Annotated in this window: 22 protein-coding genes; 16 read left to right on the top strand and 6 right to left on the bottom strand. The window is 64.9% G+C overall.

The features are described from left to right. Positions 1-147 precede the first annotated feature (147 nt). A complete protein-coding gene (locus tag AC1Q5A_RS05040) occupies positions 148-579 on the top strand; it encodes a hypothetical protein (protein ID WP_492698949.1) in 432 nt (143 codons plus the stop codon). Positions 580-741: 162 nt separating this feature from the next. On the opposite strand, the gene AC1Q5A_RS05035 is transcribed toward AC1Q5A_RS05040, so the two are convergent. Together AC1Q5A_RS05035 and AC1Q5A_RS05030 are read right to left on the bottom strand one after the other, a co-directional pair. Further along, a complete protein-coding gene (locus AC1Q5A_RS05035) occupies positions 742-2,199 on the bottom strand; it encodes an NAD(P)(+) transhydrogenase (Re/Si-specific) subunit beta (RefSeq protein ID WP_492698947.1) in 1,458 nt (485 codons plus the stop codon). Further along, positions 2,199-2,504, bottom strand: coding sequence for an NAD(P) transhydrogenase subunit alpha part 2 (locus tag AC1Q5A_RS05030; protein WP_492698945.1), 306 nt, complete (start codon positions 2,502-2,504; stop codon positions 2,199-2,201). The genes AC1Q5A_RS05035 and AC1Q5A_RS05030 overlap by 1 nt, the downstream gene beginning before the upstream one ends. 150 nt (positions 2,505-2,654) lie before the next feature. Between AC1Q5A_RS05030 and AC1Q5A_RS05025 the strand changes: the two genes are divergently transcribed. From AC1Q5A_RS05025 to AC1Q5A_RS05015, 3 genes are read left to right on the top strand one after another with little or no spacing between them, the layout of a single operon-like run. After that, positions 2,655-3,239, top strand: a complete 585-nt coding sequence (locus AC1Q5A_RS05025) for an RNA polymerase sigma factor (RefSeq protein ID WP_492699065.1) — start codon at positions 2,655-2,657, stop codon at positions 3,237-3,239. After that, the gene (locus tag AC1Q5A_RS05020) at positions 3,236-3,640 is read left to right on the top strand and encodes a hypothetical protein (protein WP_492698943.1); all 405 of its coding nucleotides are present in this window, start codon (positions 3,236-3,238) and stop codon (positions 3,638-3,640) included. The genes AC1Q5A_RS05025 and AC1Q5A_RS05020 overlap by 4 nt, the downstream gene beginning before the upstream one ends. 3 nt (positions 3,641-3,643) lie before the next feature. Beyond that, entirely contained in the window at positions 3,644-4,204 is a 561-nt protein-coding gene (locus AC1Q5A_RS05015) for a DUF3106 domain-containing protein (RefSeq protein WP_492698941.1), read from the top strand. 102 nt (positions 4,205-4,306) lie between these two features. On the opposite strand, the gene AC1Q5A_RS05010 is transcribed toward AC1Q5A_RS05015, so the two are convergent. Continuing rightward, positions 4,307-5,407 (bottom strand): NAD(P) transhydrogenase subunit alpha, encoded by a 1,101-nt coding sequence (locus tag AC1Q5A_RS05010; RefSeq protein ID WP_492698939.1) that lies wholly within the window; start codon positions 5,405-5,407, stop codon positions 4,307-4,309. A gap of 133 nt (positions 5,408-5,540) precedes the next feature. Between AC1Q5A_RS05010 and cdd the strand changes: the two genes are divergently transcribed. Genes cdd through AC1Q5A_RS04995 form a run of 3 tightly spaced genes read left to right on the top strand, consistent with a single transcriptional unit; the run spans position 5,541 to position 7,489 of the window. Continuing rightward, positions 5,541-5,957, top strand: a complete 417-nt coding sequence (gene cdd, locus AC1Q5A_RS05005; RefSeq protein WP_492698937.1) for a cytidine deaminase — start codon at positions 5,541-5,543, stop codon at positions 5,955-5,957. Between the two features lie 60 nt (positions 5,958-6,017). After that, positions 6,018-6,587, top strand: coding sequence for a nitroreductase family protein (locus AC1Q5A_RS05000; RefSeq protein ID WP_492698935.1), 570 nt, complete (start codon positions 6,018-6,020; stop codon positions 6,585-6,587). Next, the gene (locus AC1Q5A_RS04995) at positions 6,584-7,489 is read left to right on the top strand and encodes a 5'-3' exonuclease (protein WP_492698933.1); all 906 of its coding nucleotides are present in this window, start codon (positions 6,584-6,586) and stop codon (positions 7,487-7,489) included. Before AC1Q5A_RS05000 ends, AC1Q5A_RS04995 begins: the two co-directional genes overlap by 4 nt. A 279-nt stretch (positions 7,490-7,768) precedes the next feature. On the opposite strand, the gene AC1Q5A_RS04990 is transcribed toward AC1Q5A_RS04995, so the two are convergent. Beyond that, positions 7,769-9,898: a dipeptidyl-peptidase 5 gene (locus AC1Q5A_RS04990; RefSeq protein WP_492698931.1), complete on the bottom strand. Its 2,130-nt coding sequence runs from the start codon at positions 9,896-9,898 to the stop codon at positions 7,769-7,771. Between the two features lie 225 nt (positions 9,899-10,123). On the opposite strand from AC1Q5A_RS04990, the gene mntA reads away from it, so the two are divergent. The 9 genes from mntA (at position 10,124) to AC1Q5A_RS04945 (ending at position 19,800) form a co-directional block, all read left to right on the top strand. After that, positions 10,124-10,507, top strand: a complete 384-nt coding sequence (gene mntA, locus AC1Q5A_RS04985) for a type VII toxin-antitoxin system MntA family adenylyltransferase antitoxin (protein ID WP_492698928.1) — start codon at positions 10,124-10,126, stop codon at positions 10,505-10,507. Further along, positions 10,495-10,908 carry a type VII toxin-antitoxin system HepT family RNase toxin gene (gene hepT, locus AC1Q5A_RS04980; RefSeq protein ID WP_492698926.1) on the top strand — a complete coding sequence of 138 codons (414 nt, stop codon included), beginning with the start codon at positions 10,495-10,497 and terminating at the stop codon, positions 10,906-10,908. The genes mntA and hepT overlap by 13 nt, the downstream gene beginning before the upstream one ends. A 198-nt stretch (positions 10,909-11,106) precedes the next feature. Then, the gene (locus tag AC1Q5A_RS04975) at positions 11,107-11,403 is read left to right on the top strand and encodes a HigA family addiction module antitoxin (protein ID WP_492698924.1); all 297 of its coding nucleotides are present in this window, start codon (positions 11,107-11,109) and stop codon (positions 11,401-11,403) included. 350 nt (positions 11,404-11,753) lie between these two features. Then, a complete protein-coding gene (locus AC1Q5A_RS04970; protein ID WP_492698921.1) occupies positions 11,754-13,148 on the top strand; it encodes a glycosyltransferase family 39 protein in 1,395 nt (464 codons plus the stop codon). Between the two features lie 115 nt (positions 13,149-13,263). After that, a complete protein-coding gene (locus tag AC1Q5A_RS04965) occupies positions 13,264-13,704 on the top strand; it encodes a pilin (protein ID WP_492698919.1) in 441 nt (146 codons plus the stop codon). A 339-nt stretch (positions 13,705-14,043) separates the two neighbouring features. Continuing rightward, positions 14,044-14,484, top strand: coding sequence for a pilin (locus AC1Q5A_RS04960; RefSeq protein WP_492698917.1), 441 nt, complete (start codon positions 14,044-14,046; stop codon positions 14,482-14,484). A 65-nt stretch (positions 14,485-14,549) separates the two neighbouring features. Continuing rightward, positions 14,550-16,568: a tetratricopeptide repeat protein gene (locus AC1Q5A_RS04955; protein ID WP_492698915.1), complete on the top strand. Its 2,019-nt coding sequence runs from the start codon at positions 14,550-14,552 to the stop codon at positions 16,566-16,568. Continuing rightward, positions 16,568-18,553 carry a hypothetical protein gene (locus AC1Q5A_RS04950; RefSeq protein WP_492698913.1) on the top strand — a complete coding sequence of 662 codons (1,986 nt, stop codon included), beginning with the start codon at positions 16,568-16,570 and terminating at the stop codon, positions 18,551-18,553. The genes AC1Q5A_RS04955 and AC1Q5A_RS04950 overlap by 1 nt, the downstream gene beginning before the upstream one ends. A 38-nt stretch (positions 18,554-18,591) precedes the next feature. Continuing rightward, complete coding sequence (locus tag AC1Q5A_RS04945; protein WP_492699063.1) at positions 18,592-19,800, top strand: lipopolysaccharide biosynthesis protein; 1,209 nt, start codon at positions 18,592-18,594, stop codon at positions 19,798-19,800. On the opposite strand, the gene AC1Q5A_RS04940 is transcribed toward AC1Q5A_RS04945, so the two are convergent. Beyond that, the gene (locus tag AC1Q5A_RS04940) at positions 19,797-20,648 is read right to left on the bottom strand and encodes a glycosyltransferase family 2 protein (RefSeq protein WP_492698911.1); all 852 of its coding nucleotides are present in this window, start codon (positions 20,646-20,648) and stop codon (positions 19,797-19,799) included. The genes AC1Q5A_RS04945 and AC1Q5A_RS04940 overlap by 4 nt on opposite strands. After that, positions 20,648-21,649, bottom strand: a complete 1,002-nt coding sequence (locus AC1Q5A_RS04935) for a class I SAM-dependent methyltransferase (RefSeq protein ID WP_492698909.1) — start codon at positions 21,647-21,649, stop codon at positions 20,648-20,650. Before AC1Q5A_RS04935 ends, AC1Q5A_RS04940 begins: the two co-directional genes overlap by 1 nt. Positions 21,650-21,686 lie beyond the last annotated feature (37 nt).

Raw genomic sequence — 21,686 nt, 5'->3', positions numbered from 1 at the left:
GCGGGACTGCTTGTCCCAGATCAGGCCGGCGGCGACACACTTCAAGGCCGGGGTCGTCCCGGCAGGTGCCGGTGGCAGGCTATGATGCCCGCTTTGCCCGATGGACCCGCGCATGCTCCAGGCCACCTCGACGCACCGCTTCCGCCGATGAGCAGCGTGCGTACCGTATCGCTGTCCGTGTTCGCGCTGTTCAGCGCCGCCATGCTGGGGCTGGCCGCCGGTGCCGCGTGGATGGTGGCGACGCTGTACCTGCGCCAGCCGCTGCCGTGGCTGGCGCTGCCGGTCGGCGCGCTGCTGGCCTGGATCGTCCGCGCCTACGTGCGCCCGGCGGGGATCGGTGCGGCGTTGCTGTCGGCGAGCGCCACACTGCTGGCGGCGCTCTACGTCAACATGCTGATCGCCGGCGTGCTGATCGCGGGCAACATGGGCATGGGCCTGATCGCCGCCATGCATACCGCCGGCTTCGGCATGCTGTGGCAGCTGGCGCGGATGGCGCTGTCCCCGGCGGACCTGGCTTGCGCCGTGCTGGGCATGCTGCTGGCCGCGTGGCTGGCCTGGCGCCAGCCACGCCAGGGCTGACGAGAGGGTAAAACGCGACCAGCTCAACCGCGTAGGGCGGGCGCGGCCCGCCAACTCTTGCCGCATCAATGCAAAAACCGGCGGGCACGGCCCGCCCTACACAGCATCCATGCAAAAGGCTGGCGGGCACTGCCGGCCCTACAAAGCGGCGGAAGGCGCGGATCAGGCGTCGATTTCCTTCAGCGACGCCACCAGCTCACCCACCGCCGCCTGGCCGTCGCCGTACAACATGCGCGTATTGTCGGCGTAGAACAGCGCATTCTCGATGCCGGCAAAGCCGGTGCCCCTGCCGCGCTTGATCACGATCACGTGCTTCGCCGCGCTGACGTCGAGGATCGGCATGCCATAGATCGGTGACGCCGGGTCGGTCTTGGCCAGCGGATTGACCACGTCGTTGGCGCCGATCACCAGCGCCACGTCGGTGGCCGGGAACTCCGGGTTGATGTCGTCCATGTCGGCGATCAGGTCGTACGGCACGCCGGCTTCGGCCAGCAGCACGTTCATGTGGCCGGGCATGCGGCCGGCCACCGGGTGGATCGCGAACTTCACCTTCACCCCACGCTTGATCAGCAACTGGGCGAACTCCCACACCTTGTGCTGCGCCTGCGCCACCGCCAGGCCATAGCCGGGCACGATCACCACGCGCTCGGCGTAGGCCATCATCACCGCCGCGTCGCTGGCGTCGACCGGCTTCTGCGCGCCTTCGATCGCCTGCGCCTCGCCGCCGGCCGCACCGAAGCTGCCGAACAGCACGTTGCCGATCGAGCGGTTCATCGCCTTGGCCATCAGCTGGGTCAGCAAGGTGCCGGCCGCGCCGACCACCATGCCGGCGATGATCATCGCCTCGTTGCCCAGCACGAAACCCTCGAACGACACCGCCAGGCCGGTGAACGCGTTGTACAGCGAGATCACCACCGGCATGTCGGCGCCGCCGATCGGCAAGGTCATCATCAGGCCGAACAGCAGCGCCAGCACGAAGAAGACAGCGATCAGCGCCGCGCTGGCATGGCCGATGGCGAGCAGCACGCCCGCGACCACCGCCGCGGCCAGCAGCAACAGGTTCACCGCGCGCTGGCCGGGGAACACGAGGCGCTTGTCCATCCAGCCCTGCAGTTTGGCGAAGGCGACCAGCGAACCGGAGAAGCTCACTGCGCCAATTAGCGCGCCCAGCACGCCCAACGCCAGTTCGGTCGGCGACAGCGCGGGCGGCAGGCCGTTCACCGCCCAGGCTTCCGGCCGCAACGGCGAGGTATCCGGCACCGCGTGCAGCAGACCCAGCCCGCGCGCGTAGCCGATCAGTTCGACCGCGCCGATCGCCGCCGCCGCGCCACCGCCCATGCCGTTGTACAGCGCCACCATCTGCGGCATCGCGGTCATCGCCACGCGGCGGCCGCTCCACCAGGCCGCGGCCACGCCGATCAGCACCGCGGCGACGATCAGCCCGCGGTTGTGCATGTCCGGCAGGAAGAACGTGGCCAGCACCGCCAGCAGCATGCCGAAGCCCGCCCAGAGGATGCCGCCGCGCGCGGTGCGCGGCGAGCTCATGCGTTTCAGGCCGAGGATGAACAGCAGTGCGGCGAGGAAATAACAAGCCTTGATCAGTGTCGGCAGCCAGCTCATCACTTGGCCCCCTTGCCGGCGTCCGGCTTGCTGGACTTGAACATTTCCAGCATGCGCTCGGTCACCACGTAGCCACCGGCGGCGTTGCCGGCGCCCAGCAGCACGCCAACGAAGCCGATCGCGATCTCGAATGGCGTGTTCGCGTGGCCTAGTGCGATCATCGCCCCGACCAGCACGATGCCGTGCACGAAATTCGACCCGGACATCAGCGGCGTATGCAGGATCACCGGCACCCGCGCGATGATTTCATAGCCGGTAAACGCGGCCAGCATGAAGATATACAGTGCCAAGAAACCGTCGATCATGAGCCCATCCCCCGTGAGAGCCGCCCGCCAGGACGTCGAGTTCGCATCATACGGGTGCCGGTCAACCTGTGCGAGCCTGCCGCGTTGAACAACGGGAAACCACCGCTGGAGCCCGAGGATGCTTCACCCGACGCTGCGGCCGACGAGCCCATGAACGGCGTGGCCGGCACGCTCGTCACGGACTTGCTGGCCGACGTCCGCGAAACGCCCGCCACGCTGGATGCGTTCCTGGCGCAGGTCGAGCGGCGCGCGTTCCGCATGGCGGAGTTGCAGCTGCGCCACCGCGAGGACGCCATGGATGCGGTGCAGGACGCTATGCTGCGGCTGGTCAGGCACTACCGCGACAAGCCCGCCACGGAATGGGCACCGCTGTTCTGGGGCATCCTGCGCCGGCGCGTGGTTGACCTGCAGCGCCGCCGCAAGGTGCGCTCGATCGTGGTGGGCTGGCTCGGCGGCAGCCGCGACGACGACGGCGATGAGCTGCCGGTGTGGGAGCCGGCCGACCCCGGCCAGGACCCGCTGGGCCGGCTGCACGACGTGCAGTCGTACGCGGACATGGCCGCCGCGGTCCGGCAATTGCCGCAACGCCAGCGCGAAGCCTTCATGCTGCGCATGCTGGAAGGCCTGGACGTGGCCGAGACCGCCCGCGCCATGGGCTGCTCCGAAGGCAGCGTGAAAACCCATCTGTCGCGCGCAATGCACCACCTGCGCGACCAACTGGAGGACTGGCGATGAACTCGTCCGATAACAGCAGGCCCGACGAACGTCTCGAACAGCACGCCCGCGAGCTCTGGCACGAGGCTGCCCGCCGCATCGACCCGGCCACCGTCGGGCGCCTGCACGCGGCCCGGCGGCAGGCGCTGGCGACGGCGCGCGCACCAGCACATCGCACCGCACGCTGGCTGATCCCGGTCGGCGCCTTCGCCGTGATCGCCCTGGCCACGATGGTGGTGTGGCGACCGTCGCCACAGCGCCATCCCGCTCCGGCGAACACGATGGTCCACGCCGCCGAGACCGGCGTCGAGCTGGACAACGAGTTGCCACCGGACGCCGACAAGACCGATCCGAACCTCTACCAGAACCTCGACTTCTACGACTGGCTGGCCGCGAACAACAGCCCGATGGCGGCGCGCTGAGCCATGGCCAGCTTCTCGCGCACCGTCCTGGCCCTGCTGCTGGCCGCCCTGCTTGGCGGCACCGCCGCGGCGCCACTGCATGCGCAGCAAGCACCGCCCGCCCCGCCACCACAGGGCGACATGCCACCACCGCCGCCGCGTCCCTGGAACAGCCTCGACCCGGCCCAGCGCGACGTGCTGGCGCCGCTGCGCGACAGCTGGGACAGCATGCCGCCACGCAAGCAGGAGCACATGCTGCGCCGTGCCGAGCGGTGGGTCACCCTGCCGCCCGACCGGCGCCAGGAAGTCCGCGAGCGCATCGCCCGCTGGCAGCAGATGACCCCGGCCGAACGCGAGCAGGCGCGCGAGAACATGCGCAAGTTCCACGAGTTGTCGCCGCAGCAGCGCGAACAACTGCACGACACCTTCAGGCGCTTCCAGCAACTGCCGCCCGAGCAACGCGAGAAGCTGATCCGCGAATGGCACGCGCTGCCGCCGGCCGAGCGCCTGCACTGGGACGAACGCCACCGTCGCGACCGCCCGCCAGCTCCGCCCGGCCGCCCCGGCCGCCCCGGCCGACCCTGAGCGACAGGACGCCCCGCCTTGCGCGGGACGTTTTTTTCCAAGCCCGTAGGGCGGGCACCGTCCGCCGCTCTTGCCGTCAAATGCCGGCGGGCGGTGCCCGCCCTACGTGGTGAAGCGCACTTCGCCGGCGTGGGTGAGGCAGCTCTTCGCCACCAGCTCGTCCTCGAAATCCGGCTTCAATGCGCCGTCGTGCACCAGCAGGTCAAGGAAGTTGAACACGTTGCGCGCGTACATCTCCGACGCGTGCAGCGGCGCCCCGGCAGGCAGGTTCAGCGGCCCCAGAACCACCACGCCGCCATGTTCGATCCGCTCGCCCGGCCGGGTCAGCTCGCAGTTGCCGCCGCTTTCGGCGGCCAGGTCGACGACCAGTGCGCCCGGTTTCATCCCCTCGACCATCGCAGCGCTGAGAATCTTCGGCGCCGGCCGCCCCGGCACCGCGGCAGTGCTGACCACCACGTCGAATGCCTTCAGGTGGTCGGCCAATGCCTGCTGCTGCGCGGCGCGCTCTTCCGCCGACAGCTCGCGCGCGTAGCCGCCGCTGCCGGCGGCGCTGACGCCGAGGTCGAGGAACTTCGCACCCAGCGACTCCACCTGCTCGCGCGTCTCCGGGCGCACGTCGTAGCCCTCGGTCTGCGCGCCGAGCCGGCGCGCGGTGGCGATCGCCTGCAGGCCGGCCACGCCGGCGCCGATCACCAGCACCTTCGACGGCCGGATCGTACCGGCGGCGGTGGTCAGCATCGGGAAGAACTTCGGCGAAGCCTCGGCCGCGATCAGCATGGCGCGGTAACCAGCCACCGCCGCCTGCGAGCTCAAGACGTCCATCGCCTGCGCGCGGGTGGTGCGCGGCAGCAGCTCCAGCGAGAACGCGGTGAGCTTGCGCGCGGCCAGCGCGGCGATGCGCCCGGCGGCGCCGTACGGACGCAACTGGCCGACCACCACGCTGCTTTCGCGCAGGCCGGCGAATACCGCATCGTCCGGCGGCAGCACGCAGGCCAGCACGTCGGCCTGGGCCAGCACCTCGGCCGCGTCGGCAAACTCCGCCTCGGCATAGGCGCCATCAGGGAAACCGGCCGCGCGCCCCGCACCGTGTTCCAGCAGCACGCGCAGGCCCTTGCCGCGCAGTTTCTTCGCCATCTCGGGCGTGATCGCCACGCGCCGCTCCCCGGCGGCAGTCTCACGCAAGGCGGCTACGGTGATCGGCATGGTCAATCCCCCTTTGGATGGTCCGCTCATCTTAGCGGCACTCGCGCGTTTTGATGCGGGCCGATGCATAAAGAGTAAGCTGGCCCGCCGGCACAAGCGCCTGGCGCCGCCCGGGCCATCACCGGAGATTCCGATGCCCGCTACTCCCAACGCCTTCGACGACCTGCTGGCCCTGGCGCGCAGCGCGCGCGAACAGGCCTATGCGCCGTATTCGAAGTTCCTGGTGGGCGCCGCCCTGCTCACCCGCGACGGCCGCCGCTTCAGCGGCTGCAACGTGGAAAACGCCTCCTACGGCCTGTGCAACTGCGCCGAGCGCACTGCCCTGTTCGGCGCCATCGCTACCGGCTGCCGCCCTGGCGACTTCGTCGCCATCGCGGTGATCGCCGACAGCGATGCGCCGGTCAGCCCCTGCGGCGCCTGCCGCCAGGTGATGGCCGAACTTTGCGACGACGCCATGCCGGTGCTGCTGGCGAACCTGCGCGGCGACACCGAGCAGACCTGCGTGGCCGCCCTGTTGCCCGGCTCGTTCAAGCTGCCGCTGTCGGCCTGACGGTTCGCACGCAACGGCCCCGCCCGCTAGCATGGGCATTCCCAGCGAAAGAACCCGTCCATGCACGCTGCCCTGTCCCTGCTCCAGCAACGCCACTCCGTACCCTCGCGCCAGCTCGGCGAGCCGGCGCCGGACGAGGCTACCCTGCATGAACTGCTGGAAGCGGCGATCCGCGTGCCCGACCACGGCAAGCTGGTACCGTTCCGGCTGATCCGTCTCGAGGGCGGGGCGAAGCTGGCTTTCGGCGAGCGGCTGGCCGCGATCGCGATCCGCAACCACCCGGAGATGTCCGACGCCAAGCTGGAAAAGGAGCGCACGCGCTATACCTTCGCACCGCTGGTGATCGCCGTGGTCGCGCGCCTGCATACCGACAGCAAGGTGCCGGAGATCGAGCAGAAGCTGTGCGCCGGCAACGTCGCCTACAACATCCTGCTCGGAGCCTACGCACTTGGCTACGGCGCGCAATGGCTGACCGGCTGGGCCGCCTACGACCGCGAGGTGGCCGGCATCCTCGATCTGGCCGACAACGAGCACGTGGTCGCCTTCGTCCACCTCGGCACGCCACAGATCGACGTGCCCGACCGCGAGCGCCCGGCGCTGGGCGGCCTGCTCTCCACATGGACGCCATGAGCACGACGGCGAACGGACGTCCAGCCGTCCATCTTGTTGACGGCAGCCTGTACGTGTTCCGCGCCTGGCATTCGATACCGGACGAGCTCCACGACGCCGACGGGCACCCGGTCAACGCGGTGCACGGCTACACCCGCTTCCTGTGTGAACTGCTGGAACGCGTGCAGCCCGAACACGTCGCCGTGGCCTTCGACGCCTCGTTGACCAGCTCGTTCCGCAACGCGATCTACCCGCCGTACAAAGCCAACCGCGAACTGCCGCCGCCCGACCTGGAGCGGCAGTTCGTGCAGTGCCGCGCGGTCACCGAAGCGCTCGGCGTGCACCTGATGATCGACCACAGTTTCGAGGCCGACGACCTGATCGGCAGCACCGTGTGGAACCTGCGCGCGCAAGGCTGGCGCAGCGTGATCGTCTCCGCCGACAAGGACTTCGGCCAGCTGCTGGGGGAGCACGACGAACAGTGGGACTACGCCCGCGGCCTGCGCTGGGGGCCGACCGGCGTGCAGGAGAAACTCGGCGTACACCCGCACCAGGTGGCCGACTACCTGGCCCTGTGCGGCGACAGCGTGGATAACATCCCCGGTGTACCCGGCATCGGTGCCAAGACCGCCGCCGCTCTGCTCACCCACTTCGGCAGCCTCGACACCCTGCTCGATCGCGTCGACGAAGTCGCCTTCCTGCGCCTGCGCGGCGCCGCCGCCTGCGCCGCCAGATTGCGCGAACACGCCGAACAGGCGCGCATGTACCGCCGCCTCACCCGCATCGCGCTGGACGCTCCCGGCGCCAGCAGCATCGACACCTTGCAACGCAAGCCCCGCCAGCCCGACCAGCTCGAAGCCCTGTGCGAACAGCTGCGCCTCGGCGCCTTCACCCGCAGCCGCCTGCGCGCGCTGCTGCGCTGACCACAAGACCAAAAGAGCACCCCCACCCTGCCTCCCCCTGCGTTACAGGGGGAGGAGCCAAACCCTTACGTCACCGCAGCCTTGCACCCTCCCCCTGCAAAGCGGGGGGAGACGCCAAAGGCCTGCGCCGCCGCGGCCCTGCTCCCTCCCCTGCATCGCAGGGGAGGGTTGGAGTGGGGTCAGCCCGGAGCTACCCCCTCCTCACCTCCCCCTGCCTTGCAGGGGGAGGAACAAAAGCGGCGGTCCAAGGTCCGCCGCTTGTCATTGCTGACAATCAGCTCAGTGCGAGGTGGCTTTCGGAGCGTCCTTCGCAGTCCACTGCTTCAGCCACGCGTTCACCGCATCGTGCCACTGCACGCTGTTGTGCGGCTTCAGCACCCAGTGGTTCTCGTCGGGGAAATGCAACAGCTGGCTGGGGATGCCACGGCGCTGCAGGGCGGTGAACGCGCCCAGGCCCTGGGTGTCGGGGATGCGGAAATCCTTCGCCGAGTGGATCACCATCATCGGCACGCGCCAGTCCTTGACGTGGTTGAGCGGGTTGAACTTCTCGTAGTTCTCCGGGTGCTCGTACTGGGTGCCGCCGTTCTCGCGCTCCTCGAACCACAGCTCCTCGGTGTCGTAGTACATGGCGCGGGTGTCGAATACGCCATCGTGGTCGATCAGGCATTTCCACGGCTGGTTCCACACGCCGGCGATCCAGTAGGTCATGTAGCCGCCGTAGCTGGCGCCGAGCGCGCAGGCGCGGTCGCCATCGAGGAACTTGTACTTGTCCAGCGCAGCTTTCCAGCCCAGCTTCAGGTCCTCCAGCGGCTTGCCGCCCCAGTCGCCGGAGATCGAGTCGGTGAACGCCTGACCGTAGCCGGTGGAGCCGTGAAAGTTCACCGTCACCACCGCGAAGCCCTGGCCGGCGTAGGTCTGCGGATTCCAGCGATAGCTCCAGCCGTTGCTCATCGCGCCCTGTGGGCCGCCGTGGATGATGAAGGCGACCGGGTAGGTCTGCCCCGCCTTGTAGTCGGCCGGCTTCACCACGTAGCCCTGCACGGTCTCGTTGTTCCAGCCCTTGAAGGTGAAGAACTCGGCGTCGCCCATCTTCGTATTCTTCAGGTCGGCCGCATTGAAACGGGTGACCTGCTTCAGGCCGCTGCCGTCGGCGGCGGCAAGGTAGACATCGGCCGGCCGCTTCAGGTCGTCGCGGGTCAACAGCAGCTTGCCGGCGGCCAGTGAGAAGCCGCCCACCGTGCCCTCACCGACCAGCTGGCTGACCTTGCCGCTGGCCGCGTCGATCGCGAATAACGGATGCTGGCCATTGTCGTCGGCGGTGGCGTACAGGGTCTTGCCGTCGGCGGAGATCGTGAGGCCGCCCGGCGAACGATCCCACTGCGGGTCCACCTCGTGCCGGGCACCGCTGGCCAGGTCCAGCGCGACGATCGCGAAACGGTCGGCCTCGAAGCCCGGAGTCTTCATCGCCAGGTAGTACAGCGTCTTGCCATCCGGCGAGGCCACCGGGTAGGCGTCCCACGCCTTGTTGTCGGCGGTGAGGTTCTTCGGTGCGGCCGAACCATCCACCGGCACGCTGTACACGTCGAAGTTGGTCGACCACGGCTCGCTGCGGCCGGCGATGCGGGCATCGAAGTACACGGTCTTGCTATCCGGCGCGAAGCTGAATTCGCCGTCGTCGCCGAACGGCTTGCTCGGCACGTCGCCGTCGATGCCGCGGCTCAGCAGCTTCGGCTCACCCGCCAGCTGGCCCTTGCCGTCGAAGCGGGCCACGAACAGCTGGTTGCGCCGGCCATCGGCCCAGGTATCCCAGTGCCGCACGAACAACTTGTCGTACAGCGTGCCGCTGGCCTTGTCCTTCGCGCGCGCATCGAGGCGCTGCCGGGTGCAGGCCAGCGTGGCGCAATCGGTGAACACCTCATACGACATCAGCACCTGCTTGCCGTCCGGCGACAGCTTGTAGCCGCCCAGGTCCAGCACGCCGTGACTGACCTGTACCGGCGCCGCCGGCTTGGCCAGGCTCAGCCCATCCTTGCCGCCCAGATCCACCCGCCACAACTGCGCCACGCCCTTCGCCGGCGCCACGAAATACAGGCTGCGCCCATCCGCCGACCAGCGCGCCGAGCCGCCCTTCTCCACCACCTTCACCGGCTGGCCGCCCCTGGCGAGGTCCAGCACATAGACCGCACTGACGCCCTTGTTCGCATCGTAGTCGGTGCTGCGCACGCCGAACGCCGCGTAACGCCCATCCGGCGACAGCTGCGGGTCGCTGACCCGATCCATCATCACCAGGTCGCGCACATTGAAGGCGTGCGGCCCTTGCGCCTTCACGAACATGGTGTCCACGGCGCTCTGCGCCACCGCGGGCGACGCCACCAGGGCCAGGAGCAGCGCGGCAATCAGGGGTTTCATGGGAGGTTCCTTGCGCGTGGGCAAAAAGATGACGGTAAGCGGACCGGGCAGCACAGGCAAGGCCCCCACAGTGCGTGACACCGCCATTCCACGTCTTCGACGCCACGTAAAGATCAAAAAGATCAACAAGCGGCAGGCGATGCCCAACCTGTGCCGTCTTGCTGGCCCGTTGCATCCTTCTGGTGGACAATGCGGCCTATAGCTTCAGGCCGCAGAGGTTCCATAATGTCCATCGAACAAACGATTGCCGTCTTGGCACGCTACCCCGACATCGAACTGGCCATCGTGTTCGGTTCGGTGGCCCGTGGCGAGGCGCGTCGCGACAGCGACCTGGACATCGCCATACAGAAACGCGCTCCGTTGAACGCCTCCGAGAAAATGCAGTTGGCTGCCGACCTCGCCGTCGCCACTGGTCGCCCGGTGGACCTGATCGACCTGCATACCGTAGGCGAGCCGCTGCTCGGGCAGATACTCAAGCACGGCAGAATGATCCGCGGCGACGCGGCCGGAATGACCGGACTCATGCAGCGGCACGTGTACGCCATGGAAGATTTCATCCCCTACGTCGAACGGACGCTGGCCGAGCGCCGACACGCATGGATCGGCTGATCGTCACACGCAAACTCGATTCGCTCCGCCGCTGCCTGGTCCGGGTGCGCGAACGGTGCCCCGCCGATGTGGCTACCCTGGCCGGCAATCCCGATCTGCAGGACATTGTCGTGCTCAACTTGAGCCGCGCCGTACAGATCAGCGTAGATCTTGCCATGCACGCGTTGTCGAGCATGGAACAGCCCATCCCCGACACCATGGGCCAGGCTTTCGACCAATTGGCACAAGCCGGCTTCATTCCCGCCGACCTGGCACTGCGACTGCGCAAAGCAGTCGGTTTCCGCAACATCGCCGTACACAGCTACAGCAATATCGACTGGGCGATCGTGCACGCCATCGCCACCCGTCATCTCGACGACTTCGAGGATTTTGCCCGCCGGATGGATCAGGGCAAAGGCTGAACAGGGCACCGAAGCAACATTGCCGTGACCAGTGAAGCGTGAGCATGCTACCGACGCAGCGGCGGTCTCCGCAGCAGCCTGTTCCGTGTCGCGTACCGATATACGATACGGACCCATGATCAAGACCTTCGCCGACAAGGATGTGGTGACGCATACGATGTCGAAATCACCGACTATCATTAATGAAAGACAACGACAATGGCCTCCACCTTGCTGCCTCCCGTCCACCCCGGCGAAATCCTCCGTGAGGAATTCATGCTGCCACTGGCGCTTTCCAGCAACGCGCTCGCCCGTGCCATCGGCGTCACGCCGGCGCGCGTCAACGACATCGCCAATGAGAAGCGCGGCATCACCGCAGACACCGCCCTGCGCCTCGCTCGCTACTTCGGCACGACAGCGGACGTATGGATCAACCTGCAAAAGCGGTTCGAGCTGGAAACTGCACGCCGCGAACTCGGCGACGCACTGGCCCGCATCCACCCGCGCGCAGCGTGATCTCCACTGAAAAGCTTCAGCCGTGATGCTTTTCAGTCCGAAGGAAAGCCAGCGGCCCGTGCCCATCCGGCACGACCAACGCACCCGACCTGGGCGCCGGCATCATTGCCACGCTCGATGCGCATCGCCCGCAACCCTCCCTGGGCGACGCATTGCCACCGACGACAAGTCCCTCTCATTAAGAGGTGACAACCTTAGTCTGTACCTTGCTGCCTGCCTGGATTGCCGAGCTCACAAAGCGAACACAACCCTCGCCGAGGCAGCCTGACTCGCAACAAACAGCCCCCGGAGAACCCAGCGCGATTCAAAGCCATGCATACTAGGACTCGGCCAACCGCAGATAGCGACGCATGGACATTCCTGCCCCAACCCCCGAAAAACATTGGCCCTGGTTGTTGGTGCTATCAGCCATCACAGTCTTTGCCCTTGCGCTGCGCTGGCACTACGTAAGCACAGCATTGGTGCTGAACCCGGTACGAGGAGATGCTACGCAATATTTCGCATATGCATGGAACCTCGTACACCACGGCGTATTCGCCAAGGATGCCCCGGACGCAGCGGTACTCCACCCTGACAACTATCGCGATCCGGCCTACCCCTTCTTTCTCGCGCTCTGGATGAAGGTGCTTGGCGCGGGAGATATGTGGTACGCCGCCGTCCTGTTGTGCCAGGCACTACTGGGTGCATTGACAGTCACCTTGGCCACCCAGTTGGGGAAATACTGGCTGCCAACACGTTGGGCCATCGCCAGTGGCCTGCTGATGGCGGTTTGGCCGCACAGCATCACCATCAATGGCTATCTGCTCACCGAAACGCTGTTCGGGTTCTTGTGCGCGCTCGGGCTACTGCTGCTTGCCCAAGCATGCGCGCGCAGAAGCACATGGCTGGCGGCGGTTGCGGGCCTGGCACTGGGTGCGGCGGCGTTGACCAATGCTGTGCTGCTTCCGTTCGGCTTGCTGTTGGCGTGTTTCCTGGCTTGGCGCAAACTGGCGCCACGAAAAATTTGCGTGGCGCTGGCAGTAGGAGCACTGCTGCTGCCAGGGGCTTGGGCCGCCCGCAATATGCAGCTTCCCACTCCACCTGCCGGCGACTCGTCGAAGGGTCGCGCATTGCAGAACTTCGTACAAGGCGCGTGGCCGAGCTACCACGACGCGTACCGGAAATCGATATTTGGCGATGCCATCACGCGAGCAAGTACGCGTGACACACTGCGCGCGGTCGATGAAGAGTACGCAGCACTACTGGCCTCACCTGGGGATGGCGCCAAAACAATCGTGCGGCGTTTCGGCGAGCATCCTTGGCGCTATATCTCTTGGTACCTCTTTGAAAAGCCGCAAGAGCTATGGGGCTGGGGTGTCGTCATCGGGCAGGGCGACCTTTATGTATACCCAACTGCAAACGCACCGTTCCAGGTCAGCTCTCCCTGGATCGCGCTGGCCGCCATTTGCCACACCCTCAACTTGCCCCTGCTGCTGTTGGCGCTGGCAGGTTTACCAGTAGCGTGGCTGTGTCGACCTGGGTCGCACGGACAGAACACACCAGCTGGCTACACCTCGCTGATTTCGGTGATCTGCATGCTGACGTTTGCAACATTGGTCTACACCACATTGCAAGCCGAACCGCGCTACTCCATACCCTTCCGATCGTTTGAGATGCTGCTGGTCGTCACTACATGTTGGTGGATTACCGCCCGGCTGAAGCACATGCGCGCCAACAAGCAAGGCACCCTCGACGCTGCCATGTAGAGAGCTCTCGGAGAAAGATTGCCCTCGCTCGCCGCAAGCGTGATGAAGCGCACATTGTCAAATTACTATTGGTACAAAACGTGCGTGTCCCGGTGTACTCACAGGGGAGTCCACCATGCTGCGCCAGCGCATTTCCGCCGGTTTCACCTTGATCGAACTGATGATCGTCGTGGCGATCATCGCGATCCTCGCTGCCATCGCCATACCGGCTTATCAGGACTACCTGATTCGTACCCAGGTCACCGAGGGCATGAGCCTGGCCAGCGGGGCCAAAGCCGCGGTGTGGGATTTCGTCTCCAACACCGGGCGATTCCCTACATTCAATGCATCCGCGGGCCTCGCAAAAAACACGTCGATCACCGGCGACTACGTTTCCAGCGTGGATCTGGCCCCCGCAGGCAAAATAACAGTCGCATTCAACGCACCCAACGCAAACAGCAGCATCAGGGCCAGTACGCTGGTGATTTCCGCCATCACCCATGCCGGTAGCATCACCTGGAGCTGCAACGGCGGAACGGTGCCTGACAAGTATCTGCCTGCAACCTGTCGCAAGTAACCTTGCCACGCCTACATTGTCGTTGCACAAACTGACGATAAACGTCACTAAGTGCCCCCGGATGAACAGTACAAATCCATGCATCCAGGATCACACTTCCAAGACTCCGAGTGAGTTTCCACCTAGGGTTGCGGGCTTTCGTGACCGCGGGCACAATCCAAAGGCCTACAGTTGTGAGGGAATACATCTGCGGCAAACGTGGCATACATGCTGCTTGACTTTGCCGCGAGCTTCCTGGTCGTTCCGACCATGCGAATAGGGTTCGATCCCGCCTAGGGGGATACGGGACTGGGCTCAGGGGGCATCACACGGTTAGCTAACCAAAACAGAGGAACCACCATGAAGAATATGCAGAAGGGCTTCACCCTGATCGAACTGATGATCGTGGTCGCGATCATCGCGATCCTCGCCGCCATCGCCATCCCTGCGTACCAGGATTACATCATCCGCTCGCAGGTATCAGAAGGTAGCACGCTGGCCGACGGCGCTAAGACTGCAGTTGCAGAGTTCTACAGCAACAAGGGCATTATGCCGAGTAACAATGGCTCAGCTGGCCTAGCCTCTGCCGCAAGCATCACCGGCAGTTATGTGAAGTCGGTTGCCGTTGCTAGCGGTAAGATTACGGCCACGTTTTCGAAAGCTTCGCCTCAGAAGGCCAATACAGCAATTGACGGCGCGACCTTGGTTCTGTCGCCTGTAACCTCTACCGGCAGCACGTCCTGGACCTGCACCGGTGGTACGGTGAGCCAAAAGTACCTGCCGTCTTCCTGCCGCAAGTAATTCTAAACGCCATCGACACGAAGAAGGGCCGCCGAGTGCGGCCCTTCTTTATTAGGAAGGCTCGGATGTACAACCGTATTACGGCAATACCGCTATTACTTGCGCTGTCATTACTTCTGATATTGGCTTGGCTGGCTTATGCTCCTGCGTTACATGGCGGTTTTCTGTTTGACGACTTCGCCAACCTACCGACCATCGGTGCCACCGGTCCGGTCGACAACTGGCCGGCCTTTTGGCGCTTCATCACCTCCGGCACTGCTGACCCCACGGGCCGACCGCTGACGCTGCTGACGTTCCTGCTCGACGCACACGACTGGCCTGCGGACCCGTTTCCGTTCAAGCGCACCAACCTGATCCTGCATCTGGTCAACGGGGTACTGCTCTGCGCCTTGCTGGCACGACTGGGGCACCTGCTGGGCCACGACGATCGACGCAGCCGGACCGCCGCCCTGCTGGGAACCACCGTCTGGCTGCTGCATCCATTGTTGGTCTCTACCACGCTATACATCGTGCAGCGCGAGGCCATGCTGCCTGCCACCTGCACCATCGTCGGCCTGCTGCTCTGGCTGCATGGCCGCCAGCTGTTGACCCAGGGCAGAACCGCGGCGGGCCTGAGCTGGAGCGCGCTGGGCTTGGTGGGATTCACCGCGCTGGGGGCGCTGGCCAAGGCCAACGGCGCCTTGCTACCGCTGTTCGCATTGCTGATCGAGACGATCGTGTTCGCGCCGCGGCATCCCATACCTGACGACAGGCCGCGACAAGCACATCGTTTCGCGCTGTTTGCATTCGGCATCATTCCCGCCGTCGCCATCCTTGGCTATCTGTTCCGCAGCGGGCTCCTAGGGGTGCTTGACGGCGGCCCGGTGGGCTTTCGCCCTTGGAGCATCGGCCAGCGCCTGCTCACCGAGCCGCGCGTGCTGCTGGACTACCTGCAATTGCTATGGCTGCCGCGCCCGTTCTCCAGCGGCCTGTTCAACGACCAGTACGTCGCCTCGACCTCGTGGCTGCAGCCAATCACGACTCTACCCGCCATGTTGGCCATATTCGGCCTGATCGGGCTGGCCTGGTGGCAGCGCCGTCGGCACCCCGCACTGGCACTGGCGATCCTGTTCTACTTCACCGGCCAGTTGCTGGAATCCACCTCGATACCGCTGGAGCTCTATTTCGAGCATCGCAACTACCTGCCTGCGCTGCTGATGTTCTGGCCGCTCGGCCTGTGGCTGGCCGATGTGCGCAGCTTACGCCTGCTCAAGTACACGCTGATGCTGGTGCTGCCTCTGGGCCTGGCTTGGATGACCCACGCCCGTGCTGAGCTGTGGGGTAATGTCCACAGCCAGGCATTGCTGTGGGCCAAGATCAATCCCGATTCGGCACGTGCTCAGACCAACGCCGCGCAGATCGAGATGCAAGCCGGACAACCACAAACGGCCATCTGGCGCTTGGAAAAACTGCTCGCGCACCAACCGGACCAGGTGCAGCTTGCCTTCAACCTGATCGGCGCACGCTGCATGACTGGCGGGATCACGGTTGCCGATCTCGCTGCGGCGAAGCTCGCCATGCGGGGCACGCCGAATACCGGCACCCTGTTCGCCAGCTGGTTCGAGCGCATGCTGCCCATGGCGGTTTCCGGCGGATGCCCCGGGTTGACCGCGCAAGGCCTGCAGGAGCTGATCGACACCGGGCTGAAGAATCCCAAATTGTCTGCCGCCGGGCCACAGCAGGACCTGACCTACCTGCGCGGCAAGATCGCCCTCGCACAGGGCCACCCGGATGCAGCCCTGGCCGATTTCACCCGCGCGCTCGACCTGCAGGTACGACCCGGCATGGCCCTCGAAGCTGCCGCGACCCTGGGCCGCGCCAGCTACCCATCGCACGGCCTGCGTCTGCTCGCCCACTACGAGACAGTTCGAGGGAACGTCATGAAGCCCGGCTTCGGCATGCCGTGGCTGCACGCCTGGGTGCTCGAGCGCCAGCGCTACTGGCCGCATGAGCTGGATCATCTGCACCGCCAGCTCACGCTCGACGCCATGGCTGGCTCCGGGAATACTTCCAGCCACACCTCCCAACCGGGTTCCCCAGATTGATGGACTTTCTTCGCCGCCCGCCGTGGCGTCTGCTGACACTGCTGGCCGCCTTCACCATCACCCTGGCCGTCTACTGGCCTGGGTTGTCCGGCGGATTCCTGTTCGACGATTACCCCAACATCGTCGACAACAAAGGGGTGCAACCTCACGATGCCACGCTTCCCTCGCTGGTCGGCGCCGCGCTTTCCTCGCCGGCCAGCGATTTCAAGCGCCCGCTGGCCTCGCTGAGCTTCGCCGCCAACTACCTTGCGACCGGACTCGACCCGTACTGGATGAAGCTGACCAACCTGCTGCTCCATCTGATGAATGGCTGGCTGGTGTATCTGCTCTCGCTGGCGCTGCTGCGGTCCGATCCGACCGGCGGGCATCGGCGCGCTTCCCTCGTTGCAGCGCTGATCGCTGCCGGCTGGATGCTGCTGCCGATCAACCTCACCGCCGTGCTGTACGTGGTGCAACGCATGGAAAGCATGGCCAACCTGTTCGTGCTGGTGGGATTGCTCGGCTACGTGGCGGGCCGATGCCGCATGCTTGGCCACCACACGGGGCGCACAGACGGGGCGGGTTGGGGAGGCCTCGTCCTGTGCGCGGCCAGCATCGCGGCGCCGACGGCCCTTGGCATCCTGGCCAAGGAAACCGCAGTGATGCTTCCCCTGTATGCGCTCCTGGTCGAATGGGCGCTGTTCCGTTTCGGCGGGCCGGTGCAGGCGCCGCACGACGCGACGCTGTCGCCGCGAGCTGACCTGCGCGTGGTCGGCCTGTTCCTGCTGGTGCTCGTCCTGCCCATGGTCGCGGGACTGGCCTGGTTGCTGCCGGGCCTGCTGAAGCCCGAAATCTGGGCCGCGCGCGACTTCATCATGGGTACCCGCCTGCTCAGCGAAGCACGCATCGTCCTCGACTACATCGCATGGACCCTGCTGCCCACGCCGAGCGCACTGTCGTTCTATCACGACGACTTCCGGGTCTCGTCCGGGCTGCTGGCGCCCTGGAGTACATTGGCCAGCATCGTCCTGCTCTCCGCGCTGGTCGCACTGACGCTGTGGCTGCGTCGGCGCAAGCCGTTGGCGGCGCTCGGCATCGCGCTCTTCCTCGGTTGCCAGTTGCTCACCGGCACCATCCTGCCGCTGGAGCTGATCTACGAACACCGCAACTACTTCGCGAGCTTCGGTTTGCTGCTGGCGATCGTGCCACTGCTCGCCGTACCGCAGGCCTCCCTGCTGCCGTTGCCGCGATATGCGCTGCTGGGCGGGCTGATGCTCTGCTGGACCACCCTGACTGCACTCACTGCCTACGCCTGGGGCAACCCACTACGCCTGGCGGAAGATCTCGCCACACGCGCCACGCGGTCGCCGCGCGCCCAATACGAATTGGGTCGCACCTACATCATTTACTCGCACTATGATCCCGCCTCGCCGTTCACCCGCCTGGCCTATGCTCCGCTGGAGAGGGCAGCCGCACTGCCAAATTCCTCGATCCTTCCGGAGCAGGCGCTGATCTTCATGAATGCACGCATGCACCTACCGATAAAGGATGCGTGGTGGGACAGCATGATCGCCAAACTCAAAGCGCGCAAACCGGGTGTTCAGGATGAAAGCTCGCTGGGCGCATTGACTCAGTGCACACGGGAGCACCGTTGCGACTTGCCAAAGAATCGCATGATAGAAGCCTTCATCGCAGCACTTGCACATCCCGCACCCAATGCCCGCCTGCTTGCCACGTATGGTGACTATGCATGGAATGTACTGGAAGATCACGATCTAGGTGAGCGCATGACCGAGGATGCCGTAAAAGTCAGCCCGGCTGAGCCGGCCTACCAGATCACCTTGATTCGTATGCTGGCCGTGCGAGGCCGCAAGGTCGAAGCCAAAAAAACATTGGAACGATTGGATCGGTTGAATACCGGCGGCCGCCTGAACAACACTCTGGACGAATTGCGTACGCAACTGTCCGACTCGCCACCACCCGTCCCATCAATGAGTACCCATTGAAAGGCCCACTTGCACGCAGCAGTCTGCAGACCAGCGTCATGCTCGGGTTGCGGGTAATGACCCAGGCGGCGGTCCTGGTCCTGCTTACGCGACTGCTCGGACCGCGCGCCTACGGAAGCTTCGCCGCCGCTGCTTCGCTGGCCGTGGTGCTGAGCCTGCTACCCAATTTCGGTGCCGGTTTCGTGATGCTGGCCCGGAACGCGCGCGAAGCAAACGGCACGGCCGACGTCTGGCGCTATGCGTGGCCGATGACGGCGCTGCTCGGACTGTTGCTGTTAGCCGTCTATATCGTCGTTGGCGGCTTTGTTACCAGACCGACGCTGCCACTGCACATCCTGCTTGCGATGGGAGCAGCCGAATTGCTGTTGACGCCGTTTACCATGTTGCTGAGTTTCGTGCTTCAGGCGCGAGAGCGGGTGCCGCTGAGCCAATGCGTGCAATGGCTTCCACTCGGTCTAAGGGTGCTTGCGGTATTGCCCTGCTTCCTCTTTCCGGATGTACAAAGGCTTTCAGCATATGTCTCGTTCCAGTTGCTCGCGTCGCTGCTCGGCTTGCTGCTGGGCTTGTGGATCACCAGCCGTCTCGTGACACTGGATTGGCGCCCACGCCGTGCCACACGAGAGGAGCTGGGCGACGGCGCCTCGTATGCGGCAATGAATCTGGTTGCGGCGAACCCCTCCGAACTGGACAAGATCATTGCTGTTCGCCTGGTTGGTGCACACGACGCGGGCATCTACGCGGCCACGGCACGCGTTATGGCGGCCACGGTGATGCCAGTGACCGCCATGCTACTGGCATCGTTGCCCCGATTGTTTCGACACGCGCACGCGCCCACCCGGGAAGGGCAACGGCTGATCGGCCTGATCGCCTTGTTGGCACTGGCCTGGGGCCTCGCTAGCGGACTGTTGTTGGCACTATGCAGTCCATTGTTGCCGTGGCTGTTCGGCACGTCGTTCGTGGCCATGGCCGAGTTGATGCCGTGGCTGGCCTCGGTTGCACCTTTGCTCTCGCTGCGACTGGCTGCAGGCGCCGTGCTGGTGGCATTGGGCAAGCCGTTGGAGCGCATGGCGTTCGAACTCTGCGGCATTCTTCTTCTGATCAGCGGCATGCTGGCGCTGGCGCCGCATCACGGCATCCTCGGACTGGCCATGGCTCTCATCATTGCCGAAACAAGCATGGCGCTGATCGGCTGGTGGCTGGTGTACCGTCGCCTGGCAAGTCGCTTGGCAATGGGCGGAATTCTCTAGCGTCGCCCTGACGCGATCCGTACGCCATGCCACAAGGCCTTGCACGGCACCAGCGAACGGAAGCGGATCGAGCGAATCATTCCACGCGCCACCAGCATGCATGCACGCGATGCCAGCAAAACGCATGCATCCATCCGATTCCGCGCAAGCTTGCGCGCCAGGATCAGGTGCGCGGCGACCATGTGCGACTCGTAGAACGCGGAGCCCAGTCCGCTACTCGCAGAGCCGTCGTGTTCGACCAGCGTCTCGTGCACATGCGCCATCGCACCCGGCAACTGAGCGAGCCGCCAACCCAGCTCCCAATCCTCGCCGTACATGAAGAAGTCCTCATCGAGCAGCGGCAAGGCGATACGGTCGGTGGCAACCAATATGCAACAGCCGCTTGCATAGGGAAAATAGTTGCGGCGTGGCCGCCACGACAGCAAGCCGGTCAACCGATGGCAGTAGACCCGGCCCAGAACATGCCCGGCATGGTCGATATCGGGATAGGCGATCCTTGCGTTGCTATTCGCATCAAGCGCATCGACAAGCTTGGCCAGCGCCCCCGTCAATAGGCGCGCATCGTTGTTGATCAACAACACCCAAGCACCCGGATACCGTTGGCGACAATGCTCCAGTCCGCGGTTGACCCCTGCCGCGAACCCGAGGTTGGCCACACTCACATGCAGATCGACACGCGCATCGTGAACAAACGCGGCAGCGATCGCCACTGCAGAGGCGCCGCCATCGGCCGAGTTGTCCCATACGACAACATGCTGGATGCCCTGTTCGAGCAACGACCGGATGCAGCTGATGCTCCGCACAGCATCGCGGTAGTTGAGCAAAAGCCCGGCAATCCGCCTGTCCATCAGCATGGCTTGCGGGCAGTAACGACCAATTCTTCGCCGGCAGTCGCTGAAAAGGACGCCTTCAGATCCACCAAGCCAGGCGGCAACCCTCGGACCTCGCTCCTTTTTCGCCGGGCCAGTTCGCGGGATGAACGGATGATATAGGCGGCACCACGTCCGCGACGATGGAGGCGAATATCCGTGAAACCGACTTCCGTCAACAAGCCACGCAACGCCTGCGCGGAAAATACGACAAGGTGCCTGGGCGGTTCCAAGCCACGCCAGGCACGACCGAACCACCGGTGTCCCATGCTTTGTACATTGGGCGTGGCGAGCCAGATGGTTCCGTCGGTGCGCAACAAATCAAACTTACGCTTCAGAAACGCTCGCGGTTCGTGCACATGTTCGATCACGTGAGATGAGGTGACCACATCGAATTGTTGGGTATCACAAAAGGAATCCAGTGTTCCCTCGAAAACATCCAGACCATCTTGACGTGCAGTCGCAATAGCAAGCGGATCCGGCTCGACCCCAACGACATTCCAGCCCGCCGCTTTGGCGCGCAGCAGGAACACGCCGTTGCCACACCCCACATCAAGTAGGCGCCCCTTGATGCGTGGCAAGCTCCGGTAGAAGAAATCGAGCTGCTGTCGCAGCGATGGCATCAGTGGAAGCACAAAACGACCCGCAGCCATCGCTGGTAAGCGCTGCGCCCCGTAACGCGCATTCATGTAACCATTGGCAAGCTTCCAGAGCAGCGAATGTCCATTGTCGTTCACATACGCCATCGCAGCCGAACGATGCGTGTAATACGACGCGTATGCCTTGCCTATGGCTTGCGGAGTGGGCCTGGGATCGAGGAATAGACTTCCGCAGCTGCGGCAATCCCGTAGAGACCACTCACCAGGCACGCTTTCGAGATGATCATGCAATTGCTGGTATCGATATTCACCCGGCACAGCGCCGCATGCAGGGCATGCGGCCACTGCCTGCAGCTCGTCGGTACGCCATTCACTCACCATGGATCGATCCTTCACGAGACAGGCTCTTTATCAAGCA

It is taken from the genome of Rhodanobacter sp. GW835-FHT13D09 (assembly GCF_058793995.1).
Note: the sequence above shows the minus strand (reverse complement) of the source record. Positions and strands in the feature narration are given on the sequence as shown.